The following is a 19,026-nucleotide window of genomic DNA, read 5'->3' as shown; positions in this document are numbered from 1 at the left end:
ATGGGCCTCGTCCTCTACGCGCTCAAGTTCCGGATCACGACCTACGTGCTCGCGGTCCTGATGATGCTCGGCGGCGTCGGGGCGATCGTCGTCGCGCCGAAGGACGTGCTGCCGGTCGTCGACATCCCGGTCGTCGTGGTGGTCTGGACCTATACCGGCCTCTCGGCGCCGGAGATGGAACAGCGCATCACGACCTACGCCGAGTACGGCATCTCCAACAACGTCAACAACATCCGCCGCATGGAGTCGACGACGCTCCAGGGCACGGCGGTGCAGCGGATCTACTTCGAGCCCACCGTCAGCCTCAATCTCGCCATCGCCCAGGTGGTGTCCTCGACCAACTCGATCCGCGCCGTGATGCCCCCCGGCACGCAGCCGCCGGTGATCGTGCGCTACTCCGCCTCCTCGGTGCCGGTGATCCAGCTCGCCCTGACCTCGGCCAAGGAGAGCCTCAACCAAGTCTACGACTACGCCCAGTACCGGATCCGCCAGACCCTGGCGCAGGTCCCGGGCTCGACCCTGCCGTCGCCCTTTGGCGGCGCCCCCCGGCAGATCATGGTCGACCTCGACCTCAACGCCCTCCAGGCGCTCGGCCTGACGCCGCTCGACGTCACCAACGCCATGACGGCCCAGAACCTGACCGTGCCGTCCGGCCTCGCCAAGATCGGCGAGCAGCAGTACCCGGTCCAGCTCAACGGCACTCCGCCGTCGATCGAGACCCTGAACCTCGCGCCGATCAAGGTGGTGGCCGGCCAGCCCGTGCTGGTGCGCGACGTCGCCTATGTCCGCGACGGCGGCCCGCCGCAGGTCAACGTGGTCAGCGCCGACGGCCAGCAGGCGGTGCTGATGCAGATCATCAAGAACGGCAACGCCTCGACCCTGAGCGTGGTCAACAACGTCAAGGCGGCGATGCCGACGATCCGCGCCGCCGCGCCCGAGGGGCTGGCGATCAAGCCGCTCTTCGACCAGTCGGTGTACGTCTCGAACGCCATCGAGGGGGTGCTCCACGAGGCGCTGACCGCGGCGGCCCTGACCGGCCTCGCCATCCTGCTGTTCCTCGGCTCCTGGCGCTCGACGATCATCGTGCTGATCTCGATCCCGCTCTGCGTCATGACCTCGCTCGCCGTGCTGGCGGCGCTCGGCGAGACCATCAACGTGATGACGCTGGGCGGGCTGGCGCTCGCGGTCGGCATCCTGGTGGACGACGCCACGGTGGCGATCGAGAACACCTACCGGCTGTTCGAGGAGGGCGAGGAGTTCCGCGAGAGCGTGGTCCACGGCGCCGCCGGCATCGCCAAGCCGGCGCTGATCTCGACGCTCGCGATCTGCGCGGCCTTCACGGCCGTGTTCGCGCTCACCGACACGCCGAAATACCTGTTCACCCCGCAGGCGCTCGCGGTCGTGTTCGCGATGCTGACCTCCTACCTGCTGTCGCGGACCCTGGTGCCGCTCCTGATCGACGTGATCGTGGCGCCGGAATACCGCCGGAAGCACGCCAAAGACCGGGACGCGCACCGGGACGCGCACCCGGCGCAGCACGCGGCGCCCCGGCGGGGCCGGATCGCCCGGGCCGTCGGCCTCGTGGGCGCCCCCGCGCTGCGGCTCGCCGGCCGGATCCACGGCGCGTTCGAGCGCGGCTTCGCGCGGTTCCACCGGGGCTATGTCGGGCTGCTCCACGCGGTGCTGCGCCACCGCGTCGTCACCCTGGGCGCCTTCGGCGGCGTGCTCGGCATGACCGGCGTGCTGTTCGTCTTCGTCGGCCAGGACTACTTCCCGCAGATCGAGGCGAGCCAGATGACCATGCATCTGCGCACCCGCGTCGGCATGCGCATCGAGACCGCCCGGCAGGTCTTCGCCGAGGTCGAGGACACCGTCCGCGAGGTGATCCCGGCGGGTGAGGTCGACCAGATCCTCCAGAACATCGGCCTGCCGTCGAACAACTACAACTTCGCGTTCTCGGACGGCTCGTTCGTCTCCTACAATGATGGGCAGATGCTGATCAGCCTGAAGGAGGGGCACGGCCCGGTGGCGGGCTACATGAAGCGCCTGCGCGAGGTCCTGATGAAGCGCTTCCCCGACGTGGTCGTCTACTTCCAGCCCGCCGACATGATCACCCAGATCCTGAACTTCGGCGTCCTCACGCCGATCGACGTGCAGGTCTCCGGTCGGCACAAGGAGAAGGACCTGGAGGTCGCCCAGCGCATCGTGCAGCGGCTGAAGCACACGAAGGGCCTCGTCGACGTCCACCTGCAGCAGATCGTCAACGAGCCGCAATTCTACGTCGACGTCGACCGGCGCCTCGCCTCCGAGCTCGGGCTGACCGAGCAGCAGGTGGCGCAGAACATGAACATCTCGCTGTCCGGCAGCTACCAGGTCACGCCGAACTTCTGGCCGGACCCGAAGACCGGCATCCCCTACCAGCTCTGGGTGCAGACGCCCGAGTACCGCAACAGCTCGCTCACCGACCTGCGCAACACGCCGATGTTCGTGCGCGCCGCCGCGACCTCCGGCTCCGGCCCCGGGGTGCTGACCCTGCTGTCGAGCCTCGCGGACATCCGCCGGACGCCGACGCAGACCATGATCAGCCACGTCAACATCCAGCCGACCTTCGACATCTTCGCCTCGGTGCAGGACCGGGACCTCGGCTCGGTCGCGCGCGAGATCGACAGGATCGTCGAGGACGAGCAGAAGAACCTCGAGGCGCCGGACAAGATCGTCGTCCGCGGCCAGATCGAGAACATGCGCTCGGCCTTCTTCCGCCTGGAGATCGGCCTCGGCATCGCGCTGATCGCCGTCTACCTGCTGATGGCGGTGAACTACCAGAGCTGGGGCGACCCGTTCGTGGTGATCGCCGCCCTGCCGTTGGCCTTCTGCGGCATCACCTTCGCGCTGTTCGTGACCGGCACGCCGTTCTCGATCCCGTCGATCTTCGGGGCGATCATGTCGGTGGGCATCGCCTCGGCGAACTCGATCCTGCTCGTCACCTTCGCCAAGGAGCACCGGGAGGAGACCGGGTGCAGCGCCCTGGAGGCGGCGATCACGGCGGGCGAGACCCGGCTGCGGCCGGTGCTGATGACCGCCTCGGCGATGTTCCTGGGGCTCATCCCGATGGCGCTCGGGACCGGCGAGGGCGGCGAGCAGAACGCCGCGCTCGCCCGCGCGGTCATGGGCGGCATCGCCTTCGCGACGCCCGCGACGTTGCTGCTGGTGCCGTTCCTCTACGTGCTGATGCGCGGCGGCCCGGCGCGGCCGGTGCAGGATTACCTGGAGCCGGAGGGCCGCCCGGCGGCGGCGTGAGGGACGGCGGCGCGTCCCGCGCCGCGGCCGGTGTCGCTGGCCCGATCCGGATGCCTGACCGTCGGATCCCGATCGGGGGGATGCCCTCGCGGGTCGCTCACCCCTCCTTGAAGCCGTATTCCGGCGTGTCGTCGTCGTTGCCGTAGTACTTGTACGGCAGGAACTTGCCCGACATGGTGAGCTTCACGCGGTCGCCCTTGTTGTTGGCCTCCCGGGCCATGTCCATGTTGAAGTCGATCGCCGACATGATGCCGTCGCCGAACTCCTCCTGGATCAGCTCCTTGAAGGTCGTTCCGTAGACCATCACCAGCTCGTAGAACCGGTAGATCAGCGGGTCGGTGGGCGGCATGGACGGGATCGAGCCGCGATAGGGCGGCTCGTTGAGCATCCGCTCCTCGGCGGCGGTGAGGCCGAAGAGCTCGGCCGCCCGCTTGGCCTGGGCCTTCGGGAGCTTCATCTGGCCCATGCAGGCCGCGGTGATCAGGAACGGCGACAGGCCGCCGATCTCCGCGTGGATGTGCTTCCAGCTCCACCCCTTCTCGCGCTTGATGTCGAGAAGCTTCTCGGTGAGGTCTTCGCGCTTCATCGTCGGCTCCCGGATCTCGATCTGCGATGGGTCCGGTGAGGCCGCGCGCTCCGCGGCCCCACCCACCCGGTGCGGGTGCGCGTCCGGACCGCGACCGGTGAGGGGGGACGGTCGCGTCCGGACGCGGACATCCGCCGGGCGTCGTCGCGGCGCGCCTTCGGGAGCGGTGCCGGCCGACGGGCGGACAGCCTCACTCGGCAAAGGGTGTGCCAGAAGGGATGCCGGAGAAATCGCTCGATCTGCCAGAGGTTTGGGTCGCCGGATGTCGCTGACGACATCTCGTTGGAAACGAGATATCGTGAGCCAATGACGATATCTCGTGAGTCCGGTGCCGCCGGAAGCTTCGGGCCGGTCTTCGAGGCGAGCCCGGATCCCATGCTGGTCCTCGCGCCGGAGGAGGACCGGGTCGCGGACGCCAACCCGGCGGCGGCGCGCCTCCTCGGCTACGGCCGCCCGGCGCTGCGCGGCGCACGGGCGAGCGCCCTGTTCCCGGGCCAGCTCCCGGCGCTCACGGTCTTCACCGAGGCCGCGCTGGCCCGGGGGCACTGGTGGACGCGCACATTGGCGCCGCGCGACGCGGCCGGGCGCGACCTGCGGGTCGAGACCGTGGCCTTCCCGCTCCCGGGCGACGCGATGCGCCTCCTCGTCACCCTGGCGGACCCGGACACGCTCCACCGCCGCCAGGTCGACGGCGAGGCCGAGGCCCACATGCGCGCCGGCCTCTCGGAGTGGCAGCGCGTGGAGCGCATCTTCCGCGACATCGAGCGGGGCAACCAGCTGATCCTGCGCGCGGCCGGGGAGGGGATCTACGGCGTCAACGCGGAGGGCGTGACCACCTTCGTCAACCCGGCCGCCGCGCGCATGCTCGGCTGCGAGGCCGCCGACCTCGTCGGCCGGGACATGCACGCCGCCGTGCACCACACCCGCCCGGACGGGAGCCACTACCCCCACCGCGACTGCCCGATCTACGCGGCGTTCCGGGACGGGACCGTGCACCAAGTCGATCACGAGGTCTTCTGGCGCGCCGACGGCACCGCCTTCCCGGTCGAGTACACCTCGACGCCGATCCGCGACCGGGGGCGCCTGCTCGGCGCCGTCATCGTGTTCCGCGACATCAGCCAGCGCCGTGAGGCCGAGGCCCGCCTGACGAGCGCACTCGCCGAGGTCGATTCCCTCCGGGAGCGCCTGGAGCTGGAGAACGCCTACCTGAAAGAGGAGATCCGGGCCGAGCGCCAGCACCAGGGCATCATCGGCCGCTCGCCCGCCATCGCGGCGACGCTCCGGCAGGTCGACCGCGTCGCCGCCACCGACGCCACCGTGCTGATCACCGGCGAATCCGGCACCGGCAAGGAGCTGATCGCCCGGGCGATCCACGAGGGCAGCCGCCGCAGTGCCCGCCCGATGATCCGCGTCAACTGCGCGGCGATCCCCCGCGAGCTGTTCGAGAGCGAGTTCTTCGGCCACGCCAAGGGCAGCTTCACGGGGGCGCTGCGCGACCGGATCGGCCGGTTCGAACTCGCCGACGGCGGCACGCTGTTCCTCGACGAGGTCGGCGAGATCCCCCTCGACCTCCAGGGCAAGCTGCTGCGCGTCCTGCAGGAGCGCTCGTTCGAGCGGGTCGGCGAGGCGCGCACGCGGGCGGTGGACGTGCGCGTGGTCGCGGCCACCAACCGGGACCTGCGCGCCGAGATCCGGGCGGGCCGCTTCCGGGAGGACCTCTACTTCCGCCTCAACGTCTTCCCGATCCAGGCGCGGCCCCTGCGCGAGCGGCCCGAGGACATCCCACCGATCGCCCTGCACCTGCTCCGGGTCGCCGCGCGCCGCCTCACCGTCCCGGAGCCGCGCCTCACGGAGGGCGATGTCCGCCGCCTCTGCCGCTATTCCTGGCCCGGCAATGTCCGGGAACTGGAGAACGTGATCGAGCGGGCGGTGATCCTCTCCGCCCGGGGGCGCCTCCGCCTCGACCTGCCCGACGGTGAGGCGACCGGACCCGCGGACGCGGCCAGCCCGGCCGCGCCGCCCGGCGGGCGGCCCGCCACCGAGGCCGAGCGCCGGGCGCGCGACCGCGCCGAGATCGTCGCGGCCCTGGCGCTGGCGGGCGGCAGGATCTCCGGGCCGGGCGGCGCGGCCGCGCTCCTCGGCCTTCGGCCGACGACGCTGGCCTCGCGGATCAAGGCACACGGGATCCCGCGCGGCTGATCCGGCGGGCCCTTGATCCGATCTTAAGGCCGCTGTGCCTACGCTCGCGCCGGGCTTTCCCCGCGAAGGCGCAGCGTCCCCGACCGATGCACGACCTCTCCGATCCCGTCACTCTCCCGGCCGGCACCGTCCTGTTCGAGGAGGGGGCGATCGGGCACTGCGCCTACCTGATCCTGAGCGGGCGCATCGCGATCTTCCGGCGGCGCGACGGCGCTGAGGCCGTGCTCGCCCGGCGCGGCCCCGGCGAGATCTTCGGCGAGATGGCCATCCTCGACGCCCTCCCGCGCTCCGCCGGCGCGCGCGCCGAGGCGGATTGCGTGCTCGTCCCGGTGGACGCGGCGCAGATCCGCCAGCGGCTCGCCGGCGCCGATCCGATCCTGCGCCTCTGCCTCGAGGGGCTCATCGCCCGGTTCCGCGAGACCCTGCCGCGCCTCGGGCCGGCTTCCGCCGAGGGGCTTCAGGCGCCGCCGTCGCCCGCCGCCCGCGCCGATTTCGACGCGACGGTCGCGTCGCTCGCGCAGGAGCGCGCCCTGCGGCGCGCCCTGGCCCGGGACGAGTTCGCGCTGTTCCTGCAGCCGATCGTGCGGCTCGCCACCGGGCGCCTCGCCGGCTTCGAGGCCCTGATCCGCTGGCACGATCCCGAGCGCGGGCTCGTGCCCCCCGCCGCCTTCATTCCGGCCGCCGAGGCGAACGGCCTGATCCTGGCGATCACCGCCTGGGTGATCGACGCGATCGGCCGGATCGTGCCCCGCATCCTGCAGGCCGGCCTGCGCGCGCCCGCCTCCGTCGAGCCCTCCCTGTTCGTGAGCTTCAACGTCACGGCCCAGGATCTCGCCCGCGCGGACATACCGGGTCTCGTCGACGCGATGCTGCGCCGGACCGGCCTCGCGCCCGGCGCCCTCAAGATCGAGGTCACCGAGAGCGCGCTGATGCAGGATCCGGCCGGGGCCGCGGCCGCCCTCGCGCGCTGCCGCGCTGCCGGCCTCGGCATCGCGGTGGACGATTTCGGCACCGGCTACTCCTCGCTCAGCCATCTCAGCACCCTGCCGATCACCACGCTCAAGGTGGACCGGGCCTTCGTCCGGGCGATGCTGGCGGAGCCGCGCGATCGCCGGATCGTCCAGACCATCCTGCGGCTCGCCGAGGAGATCGGGGTGGCGGCGGTCGCGGAGGGCATCGAGGGCCGCGCCGAGGCGGAGGCCCTCGCGGCGATGGGCTGCGCCCTGGGCCAGGGCTACCATTTCGGCCGCCCGATGCCGGAGGCCGACGCCCTCGCGGCGGCGGCGGCCTGGAACGCCGAGGCGTGGCGCGTCGGGCTCTCCGGGGAGGCTGATCCGGGGCGGCACGGGTTCCACGCCCGGGCCTGACGGATTCCCGGCCCCGGCGCGGTCTTTCGCCACCCCCGCGAGCGTGGTTTCGATGCACCGGGCGGGCGGGAAGCGCGCGGCTCCGGGCGGAAACGCTTGCATCCGGTGCGTGTTTTCGGACCATGCGTCTTCGGGTCTCGGAGGCGGGCTTTGGGCGGAGACGAGCGGGACGGGCAGATGGCCGAAGGGGCTGCGGGGGCATCCGCGCATCCGGCGCCCTGGGAATTCGTGCTGCCGGAGGAGACGGCCACCGAGGATCTCGGCCTGTTCCTCTCCGAGTTCCTGATGCCCGGGGACGTCGTGGCTCTGTCCGGCGGCCTGGGCGGCGGCAAGACCACGCTCGCCCGCGCGGTCATCCGCGAGCTCGCCGGCGACCCGCGCCTGGAGGTGCCGAGCCCGACCTTCACGCTGATCCAGCCCTACGCGGCCCGCGACGGCCGGCCGATCGTCCACGCCGACCTGTACCGGCTGCGCGACCCCGACGAATTGGTGGAACTCGGCTTCGACGAGATGGCCGAGGGCGCGATCACCCTGGTGGAGTGGCCCGACCGGATGCCGCCCCGCGCCGGCCCGGTGCTGACCGTGGACCTGTCCCTGCGGGCGGAGTTCGGCCCCGAGGCGCGGCTCGCGCGGATCGACGGCACCGGCGGCATGCGCGCCCGCCTCGACCGGGCCCGCGCGGTGCGCCGCCTCCTCGACCGCAGCGGCTGGGACATCGCCGAGCGGACCTTGATGCAGGGGGACGCCTCCTCCCGCGCCTACGAGCGCCTGACCAAGCCCGACGGCACCAGCGCCGTGCTGATGATCGCGCCGCCGCGACCCGACGGGCCGCCGGTGCGGGACGGCAAGCCCTACAGCGCGATCGTGCACCTCGCCGAGAGCGTCCACGCCTTCGTGGCCCTCGACCGCGGCCTGCGGGCACTCGGCTTCTCGGCTCCGAAGATCTACGGCGAGGACCTGACCGAGGGCCTGCTCATCCTGGAGGATCTCGGCAGCGAGCCGGTGATCGAGGGGGGCGCCCCGCGGCCCGAGCGCTACGCCGAGGCCGTGCGCGTGCTGGCCAAGCTCCACGCCAACCCGCTGCCCCCGGTCCTGCCCGTGGCGGAGGGGATCGAGCACAGGCTGCCGCCCTACGACATGGAGGCGCTGCTGTTCGAGGCGGAGCTGATGCCCGAATGGTACGCCCCGGCGATCCGGAACGTCAGCCTGTCGGCGGAGGCGCGGGCGGCCTTCGTCGACCTGTGGCGGGGGGCGCTCCAGGGCGCGATCCCGGACCGGCCGACCTGGACCCTGCGCGACTACCATTCCCCGAACCTGATCTGGCTGCCCGAGCGCGACGGGCTGGAGCGGGTCGGGCTGATCGATTTCCAGGACGCCGTCATGGGCCACCCGGCCTACGACGTCGCCTCGCTGCTGCAGGATGCCCGGGTCGATTCCAGCGCGGAGTTCGAGCTGCGGCTCCTCGGCCTCTACGCCCGCGAGCGCCGCGGCCGGGACCCGACCTTCGACGTCGGCGCCTTCGCCACCGCCTACGCGCTGCTGGCGGCCCAGCGGGCCACCAAGATCCTCGGCATCTTCGCCCGGCTCGACCGGCGCGACGGCAAGCCCGGCTACCTCGCCCACCTGCCGCGGATCGAGGGCTACCTCGCGCGCAACCTCGCCCATCCGGCGCTCGCCGGGCTGCGGGCCTGGCACGCGGACCATCTGCCGGGCCTCGTCGCCCCGGCGCCCGACCCCTGACCACCGGATTCCCGACCGCATGAGCGATCCCAGCCCCGCCGTCAGCCGCGCCTTCGTCCTGGCCGCGGGCCTGGGCAAGCGCATGCGGCCGGTGACCGCCACCGTGCCGAAACCCCTGGTGGAGGTGTCCGGCAAGGCCCTGCTCGACCACGCCCTCGACCGGGTCGCCGAGGCCGGGATCGGGAGCGCAGTCGTCAACGTCCACTACCTCGCCGACCTGATCGAGGGGCACCTCGCGCGCCGGGCCGAGGGGGCGGCCCCGGGACCGGCCACGACCGTCTCCGACGAGCGCGCGGCGCTGCTGGAGACGGGCGGCGGCATCCGCAAGGCGCTGCCGCTCCTGGGCGACGCGCCGTTCGTGGTGCTGAACTCGGATTCGTTCTGGCTCGAGGGGCCGGCCTCCAACCTGCGCCGGCTGATCGAGACCTGGGACGGGGACCGCATGGACGGCCTGCTGCTGGTGGCGCCGACCGCCACCAGCCTCGGCTACGAGGGCGCCGGGGATTTCGTGATGGATCCGGACGGCCGCCTGAAGCGCCGCGGCGAGCGCGCGGTGGCGCCGTTCATCTACGCGGGGGTGGCGATCCTCACGCCGGGCCTCTTCGCCGACACGCCGGAGGGCGCCTTCTCGCTCAACCTGCTGTTCGACCGGGCGATCGCGGCGGGGCGGCTGTTCGGGATGCGGCTCGACGGCCAGTGGCTGCATGTCGGTACGCCGGAGGCGATCCGGGCCGCGGAGGAGCGCGTCCGCGCGAGCGCCCGGGCCCCGTAGAGAGCCGGATCCGGGGCACGATGCGCGGAGCGCGAAGTCCTTGTCCGAAGTGTCTTGCCAAGCCGGATCTGAGCCTCTAGAAGCCCCTTCACACCGGCGGGCCGAGAGCCCGCCGCCGTGTCAGGCGCCCGTAGCTCAGCTGGATAGAGCACCAGACTACGAATCTGGGGGTCAGAGGTTCGAATCCTTTCGGGCGCGCCATTCCTATTTCACCGCTATAAACATCCGCTAAGACCTTGAATGGAGGGTCAGTTTGCGGTTCCAAATCCTTTGCCGTGCCTGTAACGAGGTTGGCCGGCGAAGGTTAATTTGAGTACTGCGCGGCGATCCTCGGTCCAGACGGTACTCCAAAGACTTCAACGACTTGCGATGAACGCCAAGGCGGTCCTTGAAGCGCCTAACAAAACCATCGTTTGATGAAACGCCAGACGATGGGGGCAGCGGCCAGCGTCGGGAAAGCGAGATGGATGCCGCTGCGTCGCTCGTAGCGGATGGCGAGGCGGCGGAACTGGGCGAACCACGCCAGGGTGCGCTCGACGACCCACCTGCGACGTTTCAGCCGCTGGCTGCTCGCGATCCCGCGCCGGGCGATGTGGCGCTGGATGCGGCGGCGGGTCAGCGCCTGACGACAGCGGCGGTGGTCGTAGGCCCTATCGGCGTGCAGCTGCGATGGCCGCCTGCGTGGCCGTGCCCAGTATGAACAGATCGGCGGGACGGCATCCACGACCGCCTCTAGAGGTCGGCTCTCGTGAACGTTGGCACCCGTCAGCTTCAGCGCGAGGGGATGCCCTTCGCGTCGGTGCGGACGTGGCGCTTTGTGCCCGGCTTATCCCGATCGGTCGGGTTCGGGCCTGTCGCCGCGCCCCTTCGTTTGCGGCGACCGAGGCGTTGTCGAGGGAAGCTCGACTGAAGTCGATGCCGTTCTGGCGGCCGAGCCGGTCGAGAAGGGCGTGTTGCAGGCGATCTCTCACTCCGGCCCTCTTCCAATCCCGCAGACGCCGCCAGCAGGTCATGCCCGAACTGCAGCCATCTCCCGAGGCAGCAACTCCCACGGCGTACCTGAGCGCAGCACGAACAGGATCCCCGTCAGCGCCGCGCGGTCAGAGGTCCGAGGCCGACAGCCCTTCGGCTTGGCCCGATCAGGCGGAAGCAGCGGTGCGATCTCGGCCCGCACGCCATGGGAAGGAGCGGTCTCGCCATCTCCTCCCAACGCGCCAACCCCAGTTTTGCTAGAGGCTCTAAAGTCAGCCGGTCAGGTCAAGATCCGGCGGACATCGGAACGCTACGCTACGCCCGACGCCGGACGTCGCTTCAGCGACGCGAGCAGCCGGACCAAGTGAAAGCGCCACGAGTTGATGAAGCGCGCATTGATGGTGTTCGGTAAAACGATCGCCATCATGATCGCCGAAGCGGTCGCCACCCGTCTGAGCGGGCTATACCAAGATGGAAACCGGCCAACCGCACATAAGGCCTTCTTCACGGACACCCTCTTTCCGGACAGGATGTCGTGAGTGATCTCGTAGATGTTGTGGAAGTACATCTGGTTCGGAGGCTGGACGCTGTCGACCAGACCTCGCTGCCGCAAGGCCGATTTGAGATGCAGCACGCGGTCGCTGAAGCGCCGTTTGTGTAGCTCCAGCAGAGAGAGCGAGAGCATGCTCCCGACTCCGGATTTGTTCTCCCCATGGATCCGATAGCATCCGAGCGGCCGTTTCAGGCTGACGATGTCCCCGAAGAAGGGGGCTGCTGACAGGATGACCCCGTCGACGGCCGAGTCGTAAGTGGCCTCCCGCAGCAACTCGCAGACATCCCTCCGGAAGACGTTTCCCGAGGTGGGAGGGGACACATAGGTTCCCGCTTCATTCACGAACTTCTTGAAGCGGTCGCGTTCCCGTCCTTCCAGCAAGGACGGGAAGGCGGGTGCGATCATCGATCCGGCCTCGTCGATCCGAGTCAGAGGAAATTGCAGCTTCGCGATGTCCGCATCGAGCGCGCTTATGATGACCGCGAGCGAATTCGGCAAGAGTTGATCGTCCGCATCGAGGAATAAGACGAACGGGGCGACAGTTTTATCAAGTCCCAGAAGGCAGGCGCTGACCTGTCCTCCGTTCGTTTTGTGAAAGGCTCGCACTCCGCTCGACTGGATGACCGTCCAGGACCGATCGGTCGATCCGTCATCGACGACGACTATCTCGCAAGATCGATTGTTCTGTGAGACGGCGCTCTGAATCGCACAGTGAACGTATCTTTCGTAGTTGAAGCAATTGATGATGATCGCCAGGACGGGATACGTCGGGCCTGATATACTCTTCTCAGCTTTCGAGATTGAGGACATGAGTTTCCCGCTGAGAGTATAGTGTGGCTAATTGCTTCGATGATCTGCCGGCCTCGCAGCTTTCTTGAGCGTCTAGGTAAGGTCTCTGTCCGATCAAATCTGAGATGCGTCGACCGTGAAGTGCTGCGAGAGGCCGATACTGCCTCAAACGTCTCGCGCGGCGATTTATTCCGCAGTCGAAACCAGGCTCAAGCGGCCACCTGAGTCGTTCCAGTCTGAGCTTCGCAGGGTGACTTTCGCGATCCGACGCGGTCTTGTCAATGACGGGTGCAGCATCCGCAGATCCGCCGAAGGGAAAATAGCCACTTCAGCCTGATCAGCTGTGGCGAACTTCAGGATCGCGTCGCAAGAGCGGTCGACCTCGTCGCTTCGAGGCTGGTGGCGGTGTGATGGGCGGCCTCGAGCGCATGTAGTCAGGCGCCAGATCACCATGCTGACACAGCGGGTGGCTCGCCCACTCGTTGCGCCACGACACATGATGCAGCAGACGGTCGACGGGCGGGGTGGCCGCGACAGGGGCGTCGAACACTTCGCCCCATCGGGCAAAGCCGCGGTTCGAGATCTGAATCATCGCGCCGCGCTCGTTGCGCGCGCTGACGAGTTGGAAGAACAGATTGCGCCCGCCCGGCACCTCCGGCGGGCGGCGACCGACGGCCGTGAAGTTCTCCGGTGAGCGCCGCGCTCCCTGATCGCCCGTCGGAGCCGGGAACTAGTCAGCGTAGAATGGGCGGCAACGCGCTCGCGCAGATAGGCCTCGAAGGGATCAGGATGATGCTCGCGGGGTTGGCGCGGTTTGTAGGCTGGTGGCTTGAGGCCGTGGGCGATGTCCTTACGGGCCGTCTTGCGGTCGACGTTGAACTGCAGGGCGATGGTGGTGACGGACAAACTCTGGCGCTGCAAACCCGGACCGCTGGGCCGGCGGACGTTCGAGCTCGGCTTTCGCGCGCGTGATCCGCCGTCCACATCGAGGGTCCGGAGCTGTTCGGGGTAAAGCCTTGAGGCGAAGGCTATCTCTTGGGTAGGATGAGAAATCAGTAATCGCCTCGCGATTTGGAACGCCGCAAATGATGAAGTCCGAGTGGGCCCGCCGAGATTTCCTGAAACTCGGTCTTCGAGAACTGCCAGTCTGGACGACGGCATCCCTGATCGGAATCGGTCGCGCCAGCGCGGCGACCAATGTGACTGCAGACCCGACACAGGGGCGAACGCTCGTTTTCGATGAGCCCTTCAAGGAGATTAACGGACGGATCTGGAACGGCGGTCCGAAGGCGACGACCGGACCTTCCGGATACTACGGCCGCTCCGCGTTCGCGCCCCTCTCCGGAGCAGAAGGTTTCAAACCATACGAGATCATCGAGGACGCGGAGGCCACGGGTGGCACTGCTCTTCAAATATCAGCAAAGTATATCGGACGGAAAATGTCCGTCATAAATTATTACGGAAACGATATATCCGACTATCAATGGATCTCGGGAAACCTGCAGGCCGGGAGTCGGAGCGGGGTTGTCTCCGTCGGATGGGCGCGAGGCTATTTCGAGGCCAGAATGAAATTTCCAAAACACCCTCTGACTTGGCCCGCGTTCTGGTTGCTCAATCGGGACGGTATATCAAATAAAAATAGAAGTATAGAGGTCGATATTGTCGAGCAGAAGGGTTTCGAGCCCAATCTCTACGGCGTTTATCTGCATGAGTGGGGCCAGCCTGACGAGCATAATGAGGGCAGCGGTGTTCCGACACCGGTTGATATGACTCAGCAATATTGCCGCTACGGGGTCCTGATTCAGGATGGAAAATGCATCCCCTACTTTGAACGCAAGCCTGTCATCAATCCAGCAACCAAACAGGTCAACATCTGGACATTGACGCGCGCCTCCGAGATGGCGAAGACGGGGGATGTCTTCTGGCCGCTGCTCACACTCGCTCTGCGGACAGACGTTCAGGTGCCGCAGCTGACCGAAGCTCAGAAGCTGGTCCATATGCAGGTCGATTATTTCCGCGTCTACAGTTAGTTTGACATCATGTCCCCGCGCCGGGGCGCGACTGCCCGGCTGCGAATGGCCCACGCACCACGGTCTACAACCGCTTCAATCGCTGGTCGCGGCGCGGCTTCCGGAGGGCGATGCTGGCCGCGTTGGCCAAGGCCGGGTGGTCCGGCGATGCAGCCGCGCTCGACAGCAGCTACGTCCGGGCTCACCGGTCTGCCCATGGTGGGAAGGAGGGGCGAGGGCACAGGCCATCGGCCCGTCGCGCGGCGGTCAGACGACCAAGATCCACGCGCTCACCGTTGTCCTCGGTCGGCCCGGCGTTCGCCTGCTGACGCCGGGCAACGCTAGTGACGTAACAGCCGCCCTAGCGGTGTTGGCCGAGGCGCCCGGCCGGATCCGCCGCCTGAGTGCCGACAAGGGCCACGATGCTGATTGGCTGCGCACCGACCTGCGCGGGAACGGCATCACGCCCGTCATTCCGGCTAAACGCGGTCGCATGCGCCGGATCCGTCATGACAAGCCCCGCTATCAAGACCGCTGGCGCATCGAGGCAGCTTTCAACTGACTCAATGACTTTCGTCGCATCGCCACCCGCAACGACAAGCTCGCCCGCGTCTACGCTTCAACCCTGGCTTTGGCCGCCGTCGTCGCGTTCCGGTGCTGATCGAGTTCAGATTCTAGAGGCGCACGTCACGCTGGTGATGCAGGCGAGGACGCGTGCGGGCATCGAGGCGATCGTGCCGCGTTGCGACGTGATAGGCCTGTCCCGTCTCCTGGCCCGCAGGCCGGGAAGAGCAGAGCAGTCGGCCTGGCTGCTGCCTCGCCTGTCCATCCGGGTTCGGCGGAGAAGGGGAGACAACGCCTCTCCAACGCTTCGCCGCGAGAGCCGATTCGAGCAACAGTGGATCGTGGACAGCGTGGGACTAAGCGACCGCGTGCACGGCTTCTCGGAACGTGCTCGAGATTATTCGGCAAGCACCAGGAGTGAGTAACCTCCGAGCACTCTGACGGTCAGATCCTTGCTCAATGCGAACAGCGCCCGACGCGGAACACTCATCAGACGGCTAGACAAAGCTTGATTCGGAAGTTCGATGCGACTTGCCGTATAACAATAATCAATCACATTGTATCCGCAGTCACGCAGAGTGGCGAGTGCGGTGTCCTTGAAGAAATAATGGAGGTGACCGACGCTGGACCGGAGGTGCAAGATCGGGTTGCTGCGGAGCAGTGATTGGACCGAAAGATCGAGGGGAATATGGAAAATCTTGACCTTTGCGAGCGGTCGGAGCTGCTTCGCGAAGCTGATGTAATCCTCGACATGCTCGATGACGTCGATAGCAAGCAGTACATCGAAGGGCGCGCCAGGTGCGTCGAAGACGTCGTCCAGGTAAAATTTCGTGCGCGCCGTTTCCTTATCCTTGGCGCGCCAGTACGCGTGCGGCGAAATCTCGTATCCGTACCCTCGCGAGTGATCGAACATATGCTCAAGATTTAAGATGACGTCGCCGGTCCCGCACCCGACTTCGCAGATATTCTCAAAGCGGATTCCGTTTTTTCTGATTATGTTCCCAATCTGCGCCGCCTTCCACGGTGCGTCCGCTTCGTGCCAGTCGGGATTATTTTCAGCGTAAATCGAGTTTTTATAGATCTCAAGCACGGCGGTTACTCCACTAGGCCATGGCAGGCGTATCGTAACTTTCCTCGGACGCCCTCAGTCGGGATAACTCGCCGATCCGCTGAATATTCGCGATCGTAGAATCGAAAATGATGCGAGCATGCTACGAAAGGGATCGCACCTTATCACCATCGAGAAGCGGGGTTCGGCGTAAAAGGGACATGAAGGTCTCGGAAAATGGCGCAAAGCGCGATGCGGAATCCTGGTGTGTCTTGATCAATCAGAGAACGGATTCTCGGATTGCGTCGGCGTGAACGTGGACCACGTTCTCGGGACTGAAGCGATCAATATGTTTTTTTCTGAAGGAGGAGAAGGATTTTTCAAAATCTAAATTCTCGCAGTAGTGAATCATCGCTCTGACCAATGCGTCCTCGTCATCTGGAGGCACGAGACGCCCGAGGCGTTGATCGACCAAGATGTCGCTCGGACCGAATTCGCAATCGGTAGATATGACGGGCAGCCCGCACCGGAGCGCTTCGCATATGGCGAGCGACCAGCCCTCCCAGCGCGACGTGGCAACAAACACATCACTGGTATCCAGTGCTTGCTGGGGGTTCTCGGGATGGTGCGCGAGTTTGATAACGTTCGACATGTTGAGTGCCTGGATCTGCGCGGTGAGGGCCGCCTTATCGGAGCCATGACCGACCAGATTGAGGCTGACATCTTTTCGGCGAGCGTACAGCTTCGCAAACGCCCTAATCAGGATATCCTGGCCCTTCTGAAAGTCGTAACGCCCGACATTCACGAAGGTTACGAGAGTCGAATTTCGCCGCATATCGGTGCTTGACGGTTCAAAGCGTCGAACCGGGTTCGGCACCCAGTACATCGGGCGGGTGCAATTGAAATCCTGTTTGAACGCTTCAAGTTGTCTTGGAGAAGTCCCGAAGACCGATCTGATGCGGCGAAGGACCAGATGATTGAGAAGGAAGAAGTACATTGCTGATTTAAAATTCGCGGCTTCCCGTCTAGGATTGCCATGGAGGTGCATGGCAACGCGCTGCTGGATTCCCAGGCGCGCGAACCAGAAAATGACGGTCGGCTCGATCTGCGGAACGATCACCAGATCGTAGCGCTTCTCCTGGATAACAGACCTGAAGGTTCGAAGGAGATTGAGCCGCGAGTTCACCGGCCGAAAGACGCTCCGGTAAACCCGTGGCTCTGGCGGATGGTTCTCATGCTGCGAAAGCCTCAGGACATCGACGTCAAACTCTGCCCTGAACCGTGTGGCAAGCTCAGTGCAGATCGTATCGACGACACGCTCGATCCCTGCGAAGACGGGTGTCCTCGGCTGGATATACAGGACCTGAAATTTGCCCCTGTCCTCAGATCGCATCGACGCAGGTCCCATTTCACGATTGATTCTGAGCGTCGAGCGCGGATTTGCCGACGATGCGAGGGCACGGCTCACGCGCGATTGAGAACGGCGCCGATCACGTTCGCGCCGGCACCGATCAGGCCGTTCACCGCGTCCGACAGCTCGTCGACGGTCGTCCGCCCGGCCTCGGCGACGATCACCACGACATCCGCTCGACGGGCCGCGACCCGGGACTCGGCCGAGACGGAGAGCGGCGGCAGGTCGAGGATGACGTAGCCCCCCCGGCGCATCTGGTCGATGACGCTCTGGAAGACCGAGGAGCTGAGGGAGATGCCGGTGCCGACCGCCGTGTACGGCGACCGCGACGGCAGGACCGAGACGCCCCCGAAATCCACGAACTTGGCGAGGGCCAGATGGCTCGGATTGATGATCAGGTCGGCGAGACTCGCGCCGACCCCGGCCTTGGAGTCCGGGGTCAGGAAGAAGGTTCCGGCGCCGTGGATATTCGTGTCGATCAGCCGGGCGGTCCGGCCACCTTCCTGCAGCAGGCGCGCCAAGCTCAGGCCGATCAGGGTCGTGCCGGTGCGCGGGGTGCAGCCGACCAGGGCGATGACACAGTCGGACTCGTGGCCGCGCGCGGAGAGGGCCAGCTGGATCGACGTCCGAAGGTCGCGGACGCCCGTGGAGAATTTGACGTTGAGGAACCACGGCGCGTTGACGTTGCGCAGATCCACGGTCTCGCGGCGCCCCTCGGCCGTCTTGCGCAGGACCTCGGGCATCACGGCGAGGCAGGGGATGCCGGCCCTCTGGACGAGATCCTGCGGCGTCCGGATCCGGCGGTCGAAGGCCTGCAGCAGCGCCACGGCCAGGAAGCCGCCGACGAGGCCGATCATCGCGCCGAGGCCGAGGATCAGGGTCTTCCGCGGGGCCGAGGGTTTGAGGGGCTGCAGCGCCGCGCCGATCACCCGCGCGTCGGCATCGGGCGTCGGCGCGTCCGGCAGCGTGCCCTCGGTGACGGCCGCCGCGGCGGACCGCGCCTGGGAGGCGAGGGCATTGACGCGACCCTGGAGGAACTCGGCGCCGTTCTTGGCCGCATCGGCCTTGGCAGCGATGGATTGCAGGAGATAGGCCGAGACGGCCGCGTTCGCGACGCGCCGCGCCAGGTTCGGGTCTCTGGACGTGTACGAGACCTCGACAACGTACGACTGTCCGACCCGCCTGACGGTAAATCGCTCGGCGAAATTCTCGAACTTCCTCTGCTGCAGGATGGCTGCCGTCGACGGCGGGGCGGTCCGCAGCCCCGACAATTCGGACGCGCCCGGGCCCGGCTCCTTCGGGCTCTCGGCTTCCGGAGGACCGAATTCCGGATTGTTCGCCAGCTGGAGACTGTTGAACACGTTCGCCAGCAGCCGTTCCGAGCGGAGGACCTGGAGCTCACTCTCGGCCCGGCCCACATCGAGGCTCGGCATCAGGGCGCCATCGGAGGAGCCCGAGCCCACCGGGCGCCGCGGCTCGAGCAGCAGCACAGCGGTCGCCGTGTAGAAGGGGGTCGCGGTCACCGTGTAGAGCGCCGCGCAGCCGATGCAGAAGACCACCCAGACGGCCACCGCCAGTTTGTGCCGGCGGGCCGCCTTGAGGGCCGCCGAGATGACGGCCAGCGGGCCGTCCTGCACGCCGATGGAGGTCGTCTCCGGAAAATGGGAGACCGATTGGGACTGGTCCGGCGGGATCCGGTTGGTGTTGTGGATGTTCATC

12 protein-coding genes, 1 tRNA gene and 2 pseudogenes are annotated in these 19,026 nt (G+C 67.2%); 8 read left to right on the top strand and 7 right to left on the bottom strand.

Annotated elements, in window-relative coordinates; genetic code table 11:
* Positions 1-3,297: an efflux RND transporter permease subunit gene (locus tag ACLBX8_RS21215; RefSeq protein ID WP_447715709.1), complete on the top strand. Its 3,297-nt coding sequence runs from the start codon at positions 1-3 to the stop codon at positions 3,295-3,297.
* A gap of 97 nt (positions 3,298-3,394) precedes the next feature.
* On the opposite strand, the gene cynS is transcribed toward ACLBX8_RS21215, so the two are convergent.
* Positions 3,395-3,883 (bottom strand): cyanase, encoded by a 489-nt coding sequence (gene cynS, locus ACLBX8_RS21210; protein WP_029358676.1) that lies wholly within the window; start codon positions 3,881-3,883, stop codon positions 3,395-3,397.
* A 306-nt stretch (positions 3,884-4,189) separates the two neighbouring features.
* On the opposite strand from cynS, the gene ACLBX8_RS21205 reads away from it, so the two are divergent.
* From ACLBX8_RS21205 to ACLBX8_RS21185, 5 genes are all read left to right on the top strand, one after another.
* On the top strand, positions 4,190-6,082 hold the full coding sequence (locus tag ACLBX8_RS21205) for a sigma 54-interacting transcriptional regulator (RefSeq protein ID WP_447715708.1): 1,893 nt from the start codon (positions 4,190-4,192) through the stop codon (positions 6,080-6,082).
* Positions 6,083-6,168: 86 nt separating this feature from the next.
* A complete protein-coding gene (locus tag ACLBX8_RS21200; protein ID WP_447700559.1) occupies positions 6,169-7,449 on the top strand; it encodes an EAL domain-containing protein in 1,281 nt (426 codons plus the stop codon).
* Between the two features lie 177 nt (positions 7,450-7,626).
* Complete coding sequence (gene tsaE, locus ACLBX8_RS21195; RefSeq protein WP_427508558.1) at positions 7,627-9,189, top strand: tRNA (adenosine(37)-N6)-threonylcarbamoyltransferase complex ATPase subunit type 1 TsaE; 1,563 nt, start codon at positions 7,627-7,629, stop codon at positions 9,187-9,189.
* A gap of 19 nt (positions 9,190-9,208) precedes the next feature.
* Positions 9,209-9,961: a nucleotidyltransferase family protein gene (locus tag ACLBX8_RS21190; RefSeq protein WP_447700560.1), complete on the top strand. Its 753-nt coding sequence runs from the start codon at positions 9,209-9,211 to the stop codon at positions 9,959-9,961.
* Between the two features lie 124 nt (positions 9,962-10,085).
* Positions 10,086-10,162, top strand: a tRNA-Arg gene (locus ACLBX8_RS21185).
* A 196-nt stretch (positions 10,163-10,358) separates the two neighbouring features.
* Here the strand turns inward: ACLBX8_RS21185 and ACLBX8_RS21180 are convergent.
* The 3 genes and pseudogenes from ACLBX8_RS21180 to ACLBX8_RS21170 form a co-directional block, all read right to left on the bottom strand.
* Positions 10,359-11,161 (bottom strand): annotated as a pseudogene (locus tag ACLBX8_RS21180) (IS5 family transposase).
* 82 nt (positions 11,162-11,243) lie between these two features.
* A complete protein-coding gene (locus tag ACLBX8_RS21175) occupies positions 11,244-12,296 on the bottom strand; it encodes a glycosyltransferase family 2 protein (RefSeq protein ID WP_447699917.1) in 1,053 nt (350 codons plus the stop codon).
* Between the two features lie 316 nt (positions 12,297-12,612).
* A complete protein-coding gene (locus tag ACLBX8_RS21170) occupies positions 12,613-12,927 on the bottom strand; it encodes an ATP-binding protein (RefSeq protein ID WP_447699918.1) in 315 nt (104 codons plus the stop codon).
* 433 nt (positions 12,928-13,360) lie between these two features.
* Between ACLBX8_RS21170 and ACLBX8_RS21165 the strand changes: the two genes are divergently transcribed.
* A complete protein-coding gene (locus tag ACLBX8_RS21165; RefSeq protein WP_447699919.1) occupies positions 13,361-14,305 on the top strand; it encodes a glycoside hydrolase family 16 protein in 945 nt (314 codons plus the stop codon).
* Positions 14,306-14,334: 29 nt separating this feature from the next.
* Positions 14,335-14,945: pseudogene (locus ACLBX8_RS21160) on the top strand (IS5 family transposase); the annotation flags it as partial.
* Positions 14,946-15,245: 300 nt separating this feature from the next.
* On the opposite strand, the gene ACLBX8_RS21155 reads toward ACLBX8_RS21160, so the two are convergent.
* The 3 genes from ACLBX8_RS21155 to ACLBX8_RS21145 all read right to left on the bottom strand — a co-directional run bounded on the left by ACLBX8_RS21155 (position 15,246) and on the right by ACLBX8_RS21145 (position 19,025).
* Entirely contained in the window at positions 15,246-15,938 is a 693-nt protein-coding gene (locus tag ACLBX8_RS21155) for a class I SAM-dependent methyltransferase (protein ID WP_447699920.1), read from the bottom strand.
* 238 nt (positions 15,939-16,176) lie between these two features.
* The gene (locus tag ACLBX8_RS21150; protein WP_447699985.1) at positions 16,177-17,289 is read right to left on the bottom strand and encodes a glycosyltransferase; all 1,113 of its coding nucleotides are present in this window, start codon (positions 17,287-17,289) and stop codon (positions 16,177-16,179) included.
* A gap of 71 nt (positions 17,290-17,360) precedes the next feature.
* On the bottom strand, positions 17,361-19,025 hold the full coding sequence (locus ACLBX8_RS21145) for a Wzz/FepE/Etk N-terminal domain-containing protein (protein WP_447699921.1): 1,665 nt from the start codon (positions 19,023-19,025) through the stop codon (positions 17,361-17,363).
* Position 19,026 lies beyond the last annotated feature (1 nt).

It is taken from the genome of Methylobacterium sp. D48H (assembly GCF_053345715.1).
The sequence above is the reverse complement of the archived record's forward strand: the minus strand, read 5'-3'. Positions and strand labels throughout refer to the sequence as shown.